Genomic DNA, 12,839 nt, shown 5'->3' on the forward strand with positions numbered 1-12,839 from the left:
ACTTGACCCGTCAGGCCTGCAAGTCGGCTTCGTGATTCGAAACCATCCGGTAGCCCAGAGTGAGCACCGGATTAAATGAATGTCCCCTATAGTACTAGTTGTTATTTCAAAAAGATCAAACATATTATTAATCAAAAACAGCGGCTTCCAATACGGCACCAGTCCAATAATCATGGCAACCCAAACAATAAATGACCGTCAAAATAGCACCGCTGCGCTGCTGATTATCGCCGTTACCCTGAATGAATACCGATTAACAGGCTTTTTCAAATCAATGATTGATCTGGCTGTTTGATTGGTCTGATCGATGCTCCTAGAATTTTAATATTTGCACGATCCTACGATTTGATAGAACTGACACGAAGGGAAGACGACGATGAGATTGATGAACTTTTTTGGATTTGGCCACGATCATCAAGATGCTATCCATGCCAAGGAAGCAGCCAAGAGAGCCAGTGTATCGCTGGATATTGATGTATCCATTGCTGCGCACGAAAACTGGTTGACCCGGCTGGAAACCTATATCTCCGGTCACAGTCACGAAACACTGGATCCAACCCATGCTGCTTGTGACGACGAGTGCGAACTGGGCAAATGGATTTATTCCGATGGCGAAAAGTACCTCGGCCAATACGCAGCGTTTAATGACCTGAAAGCAACCCATAAAATGTTTCACTACAAGGCATCATCCATCATCAGCCTGGTACAAGCCGACAATCATTCTGATGCAGAGAAAGAACTGGCCGGAGATATCCACAAGCTGACCCTGAAAATTCGCCAACGTCTGCAAGACCTGAAATACATCGACTAGCCCATTGCCGGCTCAGACCCACAGGCACTGACGACAGCAGCCAGCAGTGCCTGATTATTACCCCTCCCGATTGGCCTTCCCCTGTTCACACCACGGCCCAAAACAGCCAGTAACCCGCTGACATTCCCGTCATCACGACCCACAAACCAGCAACGGTTGGTTCTGTACTTGGACATACAACCCCGTCATGATCAGGACTGACGACCATTGCCCATCAGACACGTTATGAACTATTGGCTATTTAAAACAGAACCGACAGCGTTCAGCATCCTGGATCTGGCATCGCGACCGAAACAGACAGAGCCCTGGGACGGGGTACGTAATTATCAAGCCCGCAACTTTCTACGTGATGAGATACAGCCGGGTGATCAAGTCTTTATTTACCATTCCAGCTGCAAGGAAATTGGCATCGCCGGGCTGGCGGAAGTGGTGCGGGCTGGCTATGTCGATCCCAGCCAGTTTGATCCCGAATCCAGATACTACGACCCGAAAGCCACGCAGGAAAAGCCGCGCTGGTATCAGGTCGACATCCAGCTGGCGCAGGTTTTTCCACGGGTGTTGCCGTTGCAAGACATCAAGGCCATGCCGGAGATCACCGAGTTGGGGCTGATAAAAACCGGCAACCGTTTGTCCGTTATGCCTGTCAGCCCCCGTGAGTTTGATATTTTGCGACAGCGAGCCAGCTGACAACAGCCAGCCCTCCGAACAGATCCAAACAACACAGACAATCAGGAGTACTGATGAAAATCTACGGCGATAGCCAGTCCGGTAACTGCTACAAAATCCAGCTGGTATGTGCGCTGCTGAATATCCCGCATCAATGGGTCCGGATGGATATCCTGGCCGGTGACACCCACTCCCAGGCCTTTTTACGCAAAAACCCCAATGGCAAGATCCCGGTCCTGGAGCTGGATGATGGTCGCACCCTGAGTGAATCCAACGCGATCATCAACTACCTGGCAGCCGGTTCCAGCCTGTTACCAACGGATACCTTTACCCTGGCCAAGATGCAGCAGTGGCAATGTTTTGAACAATACAGCCATGAGCCCTATATTGCCGTTGCCCGCTTTATTGCCAAATATCAGGGAATGCCCGCCGAACGACAGGACGAATATAGCGCCAAACAATCGGGAGGTTACCGGGCCCTGGATATCATGGAACAGCAACTGGCCGTCACCCCCTGGCTCTGTGGCGACCAAATCACTAATGCCGATATCAGCCTCTATGCCTATACTCATGTGGCACATGAAGGCGGCTTTGAGCTTGACCGCTATCCCGCCATTCAGGCCTGGTTGCAGCGTCTGGCCGCAACACCCGACTGGATTGCCATGGCATGATATGAACCAATAACCGCTGCTAATATCCCAGACAGACCATTCAGGAGATTTCCATGTCAGGCTATCCAGATACTTCGTCTTCCAAGCCCCCTCGTCCCCCTTTGTCACCACTGGACGATGATGCCAAAACCCAGGCACTGATTGCTTATTGCCTGTTAGGTGCCGGCTATTTTACCGGCGTGTTCTGGGTAATTGGTGGCGTCTGGGCCATGGCCAAAATCAGTGATTTTCAAGGCTCTCTGTTTGAAGACCACTTTGCCAATATCATCAAGGTATTCTGGTGGGGGCTGGGCATGATGGTGATAGGAATTGTGACCTCTTTTATTATTATTGGCTGGCTGATTATTATGGGGACTTTTATCTGGACGGTATTCAGGATTGTCAAAGGGTTATCCCAACTGACCTCAAACCGGTCCTACTCAGGGCGTGGCTGACCGGAGTACCCCGTCTGTCAAAGCGCCAGATACACCGTAGACAGCAGCCAAACACAGCCGCTGTATCAAGCCGGTATCGTTCTGCAGTTGACAGCCCACTTGGGCACCCTATGATGACGGAATCATAATAGTCAAAGGACGCAGTCTTGAACGAAGTTCCCTTAAGTGTGCTGTTTGGCATACTCGCGGTACTGATCATTTTTTCAGGATTCTTCTCCAGTTCAGAAACCGGCATGATGTCGCTTAACCGCTACCGGTTGCGGCATATGGTGAAAAACAATCACAAGGGCGCCAAATTGGCCGCCAGACTACTCGAAAAGCCCGATCGTCTGATTGGCACCATCCTCACAGGCAACAACCTGGTCAACTTTGCCGCAGCGGCACTGGCGACTATTATCAGCCAACGACTATGGCCCGATAACCCCGATCTTGCGGTATTCGTCAATACCATCCTGTTTACTCTGGTGGTACTGATTTTTGCCGAACTGACACCCAAAACCCTTGCGGCGATTGCGCCGGAAAAAATTGCCTTTCCTGCGTCTCCCATCCTGCTGGGACTGCAGTGGCTTCTGCACCCCTTTGTCTGGTTTGTCAACGCCATTGCCAACAGTCTGCTGAAGCTGATTCGTATCGACGTCCACAATACCCATTCCGATCATTTGAGTACCGAGGAGCTGCGCACCGTGGTGCGGGAAGCCGGGTCAATGATTCCCAAGCGTCACCAGCACATGCTGTTAAGCATTCTCGATCTCGAAAAGATGACCGTGAATGACATCATGGTGCCTCGCAACGAAATTTTTGGTATCGATCTCGATGACGATATGGATATCCTTATCGAGCAACTGCGTACCACCCAGCATACCCGGGTGCCCATCTACCGGGGCGATATCAATAACATCATTGGTATTCTTCACGCCCGCTCCCTGGCACGGGTAATGAGTCAGGGCGAATTCACCCGCGAAGACATCGAAACAGCAGCGCGCGAGCCGTACTTTATTCCGGAAAGCACCCCACTTCACACCCAATTGTTCAACTTTCAGAGCCACCAGCGCCGTATTGCTTTGGTCGTTGATGAATACGGTGATGTACAAGGCATTTGCACACTGGAAGACATTCTTGAAGAAATCGTCGGTGAATTCACCACCGATGTGCTGTCGACCAGCTCCCCCGATGTACATCCCCAGGAAGACGGGAGTTTTATTGTCAATGGCACGGCCTTTATTCGTGATGTGAACAAGACCATGCACTGGGACTTGCCGATCAATGGTCCAAAAACCATTAACGGCCTGATCGTCGAAATTCTGGAAAACATCCCGGAATCTCCGGTCTGCCTGCGTATTGGCCGCTATCGTTTTGAGATCCTGCAGCTCAAGGACAATATGGTCAAGGCCGTCAGAGTCACTCTGGACAGCCCGCGTAAAGAACCCGTCACGTCATAACAAACGTCCCCCGGTGGCACTCTGCCACCGGTCGGGTGCAGCAACAGTTACCAGCTATCAACTGACCTTTTGCTGCAGTTCGGAACCATCGTCCCGGATCACCCAGCCAATAAATCCAAACACCGGAATATTCATCAGCAAACCATACATCAGCGGTACAATGGCCAACTCGGGTTGATGCAATATCGTTAACGCCACCATCATCGCCGTTCCTGCATTCTGCACGCCGACTTCCATCGTAATCGCACGACTGTCTGATGCATTCAGAGATAACTGCCGGGTAATCACCCAGGCCAGCAGTAACGCAGACACACTTAACGTCATGACCGCGACGCCCGTCAATGACACCATTTTTTCAACAACGCCCCAGTTGTCCACCAGTAACAACCCAATCACCAGTAACATCAGGAAGGTCGCCACCAACTTGACCTGTCGCTCGGCCTGCATCGCCAGCCGCGTCCAGAAATGGCGCAAGGTCATCCCCAGAACAACCGGTACCAGTGTCACAACCATCAACTGAACAATCATTAGACCAACCGGCAAACCAAACTGGTTGATCTCCGCACCAGCGAATTGCATATACACAGCAAATAACACCGGCAAGGTAAACGGCACCAGCAGGCTCGTCATCGCCGTCAAAGAAATACTCAGCGCCACATTACCGCGCGCCAGGAAAGTCAGCATGTTGGACGTGGCACCACCAGGGCAAAGCGCCACCAGAAACAGGCCGGCACCGGCCATCAAGGGTAATTTGAACAACACAATAATGATCAGGGCAATGACAGGTAACAAGACTATCTGCAAGAACAAGCCTATCAGGCACACTGTTGGCTGACGCCACACCGCGACAAAATGCTGACGGGTCAACCCCAACCCCATGGTAAACATAATCAAGGCAAGGACGATGGGAAGGATGACAGGGGCGACCAGCTGCTGCATATTGATTCTCTTTGTTATTCACGATCAGATTGATATAAGTGCCACTCTAGCCTTCATTCAATTAATCCAGAAGCCACCTGACTCAAGGTTTTGTTATAAGCTCTGCATTTCTGCGGCCTGATAACTCCGCGCAACCATACTCCGATAACAGCCCCATATTCTGAGGAATCCCGCGTGTCGTACTGGTGGCTAGCCATTCGCCCGAAAACCATCCCTGCTTCCATTGGCCCGATTCTATTGGGCACTGCACTGGCATCGACCGAGACCCAGCTCAACGGTCTGCTGTTTGGCCTGGCCATACTCTGTGCCGTTGCCCTGCAAATTGCCGTCAATCTCGCCAACGATCTGTTTGATGGCCTCAGCGGTGTCGATACCGAAGCCCGCCTCGGCCCGGCCCGAATGGTGCAATCCGGCTTTATTACTCCGGCGGCCATGGCGGTTGCACTGGCCATTTTTACCCTGCTGGCCACCTTGTTCGGTCTGACACTGGCTGCCCTGACCAGCTGGAATTTACTGTTTATCGGCATCGCCTGCTTACTCGCCGTCTTTGCCTACAGTGCCGGGCCAGCGCCACTGGCCTCCATGGGCCTGGGGGAGGTTACGGTTCTGGTATTTTTTGGCTGGATTGCGGTAATGGGCAGCTACTGGCTGCAAACCGGTGAGTTGACCGTCACCGCCTGGTTGTATGGCACCAGCGCCGGACTGTTCAGTGTCGCCATATTACTGGTCAACAACCTGCGTGATATTCCCACCGACCTGGCCAGTGGCAAACTCACCCTGCCAGCCCGACTGGGAGAAACACGCACCCGGCGGCTGTTTGTTGGCGTTATGATAGCGGCCTTGCTTGTACACCTGGTCGCCGCCTGGCCCTGCCCCTGGCTGATGCTGCTTCCAGCAGGACTGTGTCTGAAACCGGTGCTGAATCTGATTCGCCGTATTGACAGCCTCCGCGGTCGGGCATTAAACAGCCTGCTGGCCCAGACCGCCCAAGCGGGGCTGATTTATTGTGGCGCCAGTGCCACCCTGCTGATGCTCCTGGCATCACCATAAATCGCACCGCCAACGGATTACCCTCACCATCGAGGGTGAACCTCCTCTCTGTACCCGCTACAATGTCGCCCTTTGATTTCCACCCGTTTTTCCACCGGTAGCCCTTTCCATGACAAACAGCACTCGCAAAATTCTGGTCACCAGCGCCCTGCCCTACGCCAACGGCTCCATTCACCTCGGCCATCTGCTGGAATACATCCAGACCGACATCTGGGTTCGCTTCCAGAAGTCCCGTGGTCACCAGTGCACCTATGTTTGTGCTGACGACGCCCATGGCACCGCGATCATGCTACGCGCCGAAAAGGAAGGCCGCTCACCGGAAGACCAGATTGCTGCCGTCAAGGCGGAACACGAAGCCGACTTTGCCGCTTTCCAGATCGGTTTTGACAACTTTCACAGCACCCACAGTGAAGAAAACCGTGAGTTGTCCTGTCAGATATACACCCGTCTGCGCGACAAGGGTCACATTGCCGTACGCTCAATCAAGCAGGCATTCGACCCGGAAAAAGAAATCTTCCTTGCCGACCGCTACATCAAGGGTGACTGTCCCAAGTGTTCAACGCCAGACCAATACGGTGACAACTGCGAAGCGTGCGGCGCAACCTATACACCCGCAGAGCTCAAAAACCCGTACTCCACCATCTCGGGCGCCACACCGATTGAAAAAGAGTCCGAGCATTATTTCTTCAAGCTGCAAGATTTTGATGCCTTTCTGAAGGACTGGACACGCTCCGGCACCCTGCAACCGGAAATTGCCAACAAGCTGGCTGAATGGCTGGACTCCGGTTTGCAAGAGTGGGATATCTCCCGTGACGCTCCTTACTTCGGCTTTGAAATTCCTGATGCTCCAGGCAAGTACTTCTACGTCTGGCTGGATGCACCGATTGGCTACATGGCCTCGTTCAGAAACCTTTGCAACTCCGACGCCGGTCAGGCCCGTGGCCTGAACTTCGACGACTACTGGAAAGTTGGTTCCGACGCTGAGGTGTACCACTTTATCGGCAAGGATATCGTCAACTTCCATGCCCTGTTCTGGCCAGCCATGCTCAGTGCAGCAGACTACCGCACCCCGACGGCAGTCAACGCCCATGGTTTTGTCACCGTCAACGGTGCCAAAATGTCGAAATCGCGAGGCACCTTTATCAAGGCCCGCACCTATCTCAACCATCTGAACCCGACTTACCTGCGTTACTACTTTGCTGCCAAACTGGGCTCCAGCGTTGATGACTTCGATCTCAATCTCGAAGACTTCGTCCAGCGCGCCAACACCGACCTGGTCAACAAACTGGTCAACATCGCCAGCCGTACCGCCAACTTTGTCTTCAAAGCCGGAGGCAAGCTCAGCGACAGCTGTGCTGAGCCAGCCATGGTGCAGGAATTTATCGACGCCGGAACCCCGATTGCCGCCCACTACGAAGCACGCGATTTCGGCAAAGCCATGAAAGACATCATGGCACTGGCCGATCGCGCCAACGAATACATTCAGGAAAAAGCCCCCTGGGCCATGAACAAGGAAGAAGGCCGTCAGCAAGAAGTTATCGACGTCTGCTCCGTTGCCCTCAACCTGTTCCGCCAGCTGATGACCTACCTGACTCCGGTATTACCTGAGCTGGCAGAAAAAACCTGCCAGTTCATGAACCTCGACTCCCTCGACTGGGAAGCCCGCAGCAATATCCTGCTGGGCCACGAGATCAACAAGTTCAAACCCATGCTGGCCCGGGCCGAGATGGACAAGGTTACTGCGATTCTGGAAGAAACCAAGGCCGAACTGGCGATCGAAAACGGTGAACAACCAACGCCGGAAACCAGCACGGCCCCGGCCAAAACAAGTAAACAAGAGAAGAAGAAAAAATCCAAAGGGCCTGAACTCAGGGAAGATGGCAACGAAGTGATTGCCGACACCATCGAATTCCCCGACTTCGCCAAGGTCGACCTGCGCGTTGCCCGCATCATCAAGGCTGACCACGTTGAAGGTGCCGACAAACTGCTGCAACTGACGCTGGATATTGGTAACGGCGAGACCCGCAACGTTTTCTCTGGTATCAAGGCGGCCTACCAGCCAGAAGACCTTGAAGGCAAACTCACCATTATGGTTGCCAACCTGGCACCCCGGAAAATGAAGTTTGGCCTGTCTGAAGGTATGGTGTTGGCCGCCGGGCCAGGTGGCTCCGAGATTTACCTGTTGGAACCCAATGAAGGTTCACAGCCAGGCATGCGAGTGATGTAAATCTGGCAATCGTTCAGCGCCACGCTTCATGTCCCGTCCCAAGGCTGGGGCAGGAGTCGTGGCCTGTTCAGCGCAGTCCCATGGGTACCGGACAGGTATCCAGGTATTGCCTCCTGACCTCTGCGTTATAACCAGCGTAACTTGCGAAACCAGACCAACAGCCCCACGGCCAGAGTCGCCATCACTCCCAGCAAAATAAAATAGCCGTTTGCGACTTTCAGCTCGGGGATATAATCGAAGTTCATGCCGTACAAACCGGCCAGAAACCCAAGCGGAATAAATATCGCGGTAATCACGGTGAGCACCCGCATGGTGTTGTTAAGCTGGTGTGATGCAACAGCAAGATAACCATCAATCAGATCACCACAGATGTCATAAAACATCGCTACCAGGCTGGCCAGCCGCTCAAAGCGGTCATGCAAGTCGTTCAGTGTGTGGTCCAGCTCCAGATCTGGTTGTGTAAACAACGCCAGATCACTGGTTTTTAATTCATCGGTGATGCTTTGGTGATAATTAAACACCCGCCGCAATTTCACCAACCGGGAACGATACCCCATTAACTGGCGCATCAAGGCGTCAGTGCCCTGCTCGTACAAGGCATCTTCCAGATCACTGAGCTGGTCTTCAAAAGCCAGCACATGCTCCAGGTACATACCGGCGGAGGTATGCATGATGCGTAACGCCAGTTGGGCCGGGCAGCGTTGTAAATGAATGCCGCCATGACCTGTCATCAGCAGATTAATACTTTCGGTCGGCAACGGATGGTAACTGATCAGCAAGCGCTCACTGATAAAAAATGCCACGGACTGGGGCTGGTAGTGCAGCTCACTGTCGAAATGGGCAATACCGCGATACAGAATAAAGACGTGATCTTCAAAGGCTTCGTATTTGGGCGGATGGCGATCGCGCTGGGCGTCTTCGATAGCCAGGGCATGACACCCCAGGCCCAGTAACAACTGCCGTTCCTGATGATATTTTTCAGCCCCCTCCGACGTCAGGTCCAGCCAGAGTCGGCTGTTATTGTCGCCACGCCAATCGTGTATCAGCTCTTCACCGCCACTGAACGACTGGCCGCTGCTGTTGATCATCAGGGTGCGAATCATGCTCTGTCCTGCGACGAGAAAACATTCAACAAAAAGTGGCGTTCAGGTCAGGCGCGTTACATCAACCGCAACACGTAATACCGGATTACTGCCGCCACCATAAATAACGCCACACAGCGGCGTCACATCATAAAAGTCGCGGCCCCAGGCTGTGACAATATGCTGTTCATGGGCCATGCAGTTATTGGTTGGATCGTATTCAAACCAGCCTTCTCCGGGAGCGTATACCGCCAGCCAGGCGTGGGTAGCATCGGCACCCACCATTTTTTCCTGCCCCGGTGGCGGCAGGGTTTCCAGATAGCCAGAAACGTAACGGGCTGCAAAACCTAACGATCGCAAGATGGCAATTTGCAGATGCGCAAAATCCTGGCAAACGCCACGACGGCTTTCAAGAACTTCCTGCAAGGGAGTGGCGATGGTGGTGGACGCCGGAGAGTATTCAAACTCCTGATAGATCTTGCTGGTCAGGTTCATAACGGCAGTCAGTAACGGCGTATTGTCGTCAAACAGACTATCGGCATATTCCTTCAGGGTCTGTGATGCCTTGAGCATCGGCGAGTCCAGCAAAAACTCCCGCGCCAACAAGACTTCCGGTGCCCGGGATGAACTCATCGCCTCCCGCGCATCACGACAACTGATACCCAGTTCCAGCTCTGGAGCGGCTTTTTGCAGATTGGTACGCACTTCGCTGGTCGAGGTGATCACCAGTTTTTTGTGCGGTTTCTGTATTTCAAAGTGATAGGCATTATTGCCAAAATAATCACACCGGTTCGAGGTAAAAGCCGCACCGGGCAAGACGTCAACACGGGTCGACAGACACTGCTGACGCAGGGTGTCCCGTGGCGTCACGTGGGCCATGTTGTAACAGTGGGAAACCCGACTGTGGTACACATATTCTGTGGTATGACGAATGCGATATAACACTAGATGCTTTCCCAGGTACTGTTAACCAGTTGCTGTGACGCTTCCCGGTGATCAAAGTATTTGTCTGTAATCATTTCACTCAGGCCGCTTAACTGGTCGGCTATTTTGGTCATTTGCTCACCCAGATGGCTGCGTTGGAAGCCGTCAGCCTTGCTGAGCTCTGCCAGTGATGACAGCTTGAGCAAGGTTTCACATTCAAGGATACGACGTTCATCCGCAGACAACTCGTGCATCTGGGTCGGTGTTTTTGGCAACGCCCCGATATGTTGGCGTAATTGCTCAACCTGATACATCAACGAACGTGGATTGGTCGGGTCCATCATCACCAGATCGAGACTGGTCTGAATACCGACACGGGCACGATAACGGCGACGATAGCTGATCAGGGCTTCCAGCGATAACAGCAGTGCCTCACAGAGCTTGCTCTGATCCGACTCCGACAACACCGGAACAATCAGACTGTCGATGGCAATGGCGATCTGATAACCCCGTTCGAGACGCCGTCCCATATCCATAAAGCGCCAGCCAAAGCCTCGAATCATGCTTTCCTGGGTCAGGCCAGACAAGGCCATCAAGGCGGTTACCAAGGGGTCGAGGGCTTCTTCCGGTGCCGATGCCAGGCTGCCCGAGAAACTGACCCCCAGCATATTCAGGGCATCACGAATGTCGTTGATGACACGATAGGTATCCGACGACAACAGCTCTTTGGTCTCTTCTGCGCAATAAAGCATGGCATTAAGGTTGCCGGAAATACTGCGTAATACTGAGCCGTTTTCGATAATGCCGCGCAAGGCTTCTTCTGCGGTTTGTTCATCGGTGGAGCGTGACGGTGTGGCAGTAATCATCGATACCGCATGCAGCAACTGATGCTGGGTTATATCACTGATTCGCTCTTCGCCGTTCAACATCATAAAGGCGGTACGCAGGATTCGCAGCGCGGCTTCGGCACGCTCGGCATAACGTCCCATCCAGAACAGGTTTTCCACCACCCGACTGGGCAAGCTGATCAGGTCGGCTTCGCGACTGACCGGCTCATCGACCTGCTCATCATGCACCATACGCTCCGGCTCAGAAGCGATCACCCAGGTGTCCTTGCTCTTGGCACCGGTCTGGTTGGAAATCATGAATGAACGTTCGTCCTGACCGATACGGGTCAGGCCACCGGGCATCACGGTATACGAGGTATCCGTTGCGACGGCAAAGCTGCGCAAAATTACCGGACGTGGTTTCAGCACACCGTCAACAAACGACGGGACGTGGGCGGCTTCCATGACCGGCTGAGCCACATACTGGGTCGGGTCCGCCTCAATCCGGGCTTTCAGCGAGCGGGCTTCTTCTGCGCTCAGCTCCGGGCCGTACAAGCTGCGGTTATCAAGATTACGATACACCGGCTTGACCACCAGCTCATGCAAGTGATCCAGCACATACGCCCGATCGTCCTCACGGCCACACCAGTGGGTTTCGACCGATGGCAAACGCAGTTCACGGCCAAGAAAATGTTTGGCAATACCGGGCAGATAACGCAAAAAAACCGGATTTTCGAGAATACCGGAGCCCAGTGGATTAGCCACCACCACATTACCGGCACGCACTACTTCCAGCAGGTTGGCCACCCCGAGACGGGAATCGCCCCGTAATTCGACCGGATCACAAAACCAGTCGTCTACCCGGCGCAGCAAGACATCGACCCGGCTCAGGCCATCCAGAGATTTCATCCATAAAAAGCCATTACGGACGACCAGATCATCACTCTGAACCAGATGAAAACCCAGGTAGTTGGCCAGGTAGGCATGTTCAAAATAGGTTTCGTTATGGGCACCTGGCGTCATCACAGCCACACGCGGTGCGCTGTTGGGTGACAAGGAATTCAGCTTGGTACGTAAACGCTGAAAAAAGGCCGCCAACCGATGTACGTGGCTATCGCGAAACAGGCTAGGAAAAACCCGTGACATCACGTTGCGGTTTTCCAACGAATACCCGGCCCCACTCGGGCTTTGGGCGCGATCACCCATGGCCATCATCTGGCCATCGGCACCACGCACCAGATCAACCGAGTGCAAAATCAGATCGTGCTCACCGGGTAATTTGATACCGTTACAGGCTCGTAAAAAACCACGGTGGCAAAACAAGGCATCCGGCGGAATCACACCGGAACGAATCAGCTCCCGATTACCGTACAGGTCGCGCAGCAGCAGATTGAACAACTCCGCCCGCTCCAGCAAGCCTGCCTCGATCCGGCCCCACTCTTCACTGCCAATCACATACGGAACCAGATCCATATTCCAGGTGTGAGATGGCGTGCTGGAGTCGCTGTAGATGTTATAGGTCGCCCCATCGTCCCGTAGAATACGCAACGCTTTTGACTGTCGTTCATCAAATAACGCTGGCCCCAGCTCTTTCAGGCTGTCGAGAAGATAGGACCAGTGCGGGCGCAGCTCTCCATTGGCATCGACAGCTTCATCCTGAAGCGCCGGATTATGACGATAGATCAGATCATCGCTGTCTGGCCCGGAGGCCTGTGACATAGTCTGCGACATGCTTGTTCTCGCTGCGGATTTCAATAAATGCTCGTTAA

General features: G+C 53.3%; 12 protein-coding genes. 8 read left to right on the top strand and 4 right to left on the bottom strand.

Going from position 1 to position 12,839, the window contains the following annotated elements:
* The first annotated feature begins 79 nt into the window (after positions 1-79).
* The 6 genes from Q8W22_RS04025 (at position 80) to Q8W22_RS04050 (ending at position 4,021) form a co-directional block, all read left to right on the top strand.
* Positions 80-295 (top strand): hypothetical protein, encoded by a 216-nt coding sequence (locus Q8W22_RS04025; protein ID WP_305414552.1) that lies wholly within the window; start codon positions 80-82, stop codon positions 293-295.
* Between the two features lie 90 nt (positions 296-385).
* On the top strand, positions 386-811 hold the full coding sequence (locus Q8W22_RS04030) for a CZB domain-containing protein (protein ID WP_305451675.1): 426 nt from the start codon (positions 386-388) through the stop codon (positions 809-811).
* Positions 812-1,036: 225 nt separating this feature from the next.
* On the top strand, positions 1,037-1,498 hold the full coding sequence (locus Q8W22_RS04035; protein WP_305451676.1) for an EVE domain-containing protein: 462 nt from the start codon (positions 1,037-1,039) through the stop codon (positions 1,496-1,498).
* A 53-nt stretch (positions 1,499-1,551) separates the two neighbouring features.
* On the top strand, positions 1,552-2,148 hold the full coding sequence (locus Q8W22_RS04040; protein WP_305451677.1) for a glutathione S-transferase family protein: 597 nt from the start codon (positions 1,552-1,554) through the stop codon (positions 2,146-2,148).
* A gap of 53 nt (positions 2,149-2,201) precedes the next feature.
* Positions 2,202-2,582 (top strand): hypothetical protein, encoded by a 381-nt coding sequence (locus Q8W22_RS04045; protein ID WP_305451678.1) that lies wholly within the window; start codon positions 2,202-2,204, stop codon positions 2,580-2,582.
* A gap of 146 nt (positions 2,583-2,728) precedes the next feature.
* The gene (locus Q8W22_RS04050) at positions 2,729-4,021 is read left to right on the top strand and encodes an HlyC/CorC family transporter (RefSeq protein WP_303432067.1); all 1,293 of its coding nucleotides are present in this window, start codon (positions 2,729-2,731) and stop codon (positions 4,019-4,021) included.
* A gap of 57 nt (positions 4,022-4,078) precedes the next feature.
* Here the strand turns inward: Q8W22_RS04050 and Q8W22_RS04055 are convergent, their stop codons facing one another.
* The gene (locus Q8W22_RS04055) at positions 4,079-4,960 is read right to left on the bottom strand and encodes a bile acid:sodium symporter family protein (RefSeq protein ID WP_305451679.1); all 882 of its coding nucleotides are present in this window, start codon (positions 4,958-4,960) and stop codon (positions 4,079-4,081) included.
* Positions 4,961-5,134: 174 nt separating this feature from the next.
* Between Q8W22_RS04055 and menA the strand changes: the two genes are divergently transcribed.
* On the top strand, positions 5,135-6,010 hold the full coding sequence (gene menA, locus Q8W22_RS04060) for a 1,4-dihydroxy-2-naphthoate octaprenyltransferase (protein WP_305451680.1): 876 nt from the start codon (positions 5,135-5,137) through the stop codon (positions 6,008-6,010).
* Between the two features lie 109 nt (positions 6,011-6,119).
* Complete coding sequence (metG, locus tag Q8W22_RS04065; RefSeq protein WP_305451681.1) at positions 6,120-8,237, top strand: methionine--tRNA ligase; 2,118 nt, start codon at positions 6,120-6,122, stop codon at positions 8,235-8,237.
* Positions 8,238-8,362: 125 nt separating this feature from the next.
* Here metG and Q8W22_RS04070 read toward each other — a convergent pair whose 3' ends face one another.
* The 3 genes from Q8W22_RS04070 to Q8W22_RS04080 are packed head-to-tail and all read right to left on the bottom strand — an operon-like array spanning position 8,363 to position 12,801.
* A complete protein-coding gene (locus tag Q8W22_RS04070; protein WP_303432071.1) occupies positions 8,363-9,340 on the bottom strand; it encodes a magnesium transporter CorA family protein in 978 nt (325 codons plus the stop codon).
* Between the two features lie 42 nt (positions 9,341-9,382).
* A complete protein-coding gene (locus tag Q8W22_RS04075; RefSeq protein ID WP_305451682.1) occupies positions 9,383-10,264 on the bottom strand; it encodes a transglutaminase family protein in 882 nt (293 codons plus the stop codon).
* Positions 10,264-12,801 carry a circularly permuted type 2 ATP-grasp protein gene (locus tag Q8W22_RS04080; protein WP_303432073.1) on the bottom strand — a complete coding sequence of 846 codons (2,538 nt, stop codon included), beginning with the start codon at positions 12,799-12,801 and terminating at the stop codon, positions 10,264-10,266. The genes Q8W22_RS04075 and Q8W22_RS04080 overlap by 1 nt, the downstream gene beginning before the upstream one ends.
* Positions 12,802-12,839: the final 38 nt, after the last annotated feature.

This window comes from Oceanobacter sp. 1_MG-2023 (assembly GCF_030689025.1).
Taxonomy (GTDB): domain Bacteria; phylum Pseudomonadota; class Gammaproteobacteria; order Pseudomonadales; family Oceanobacteraceae; genus Oceanobacter.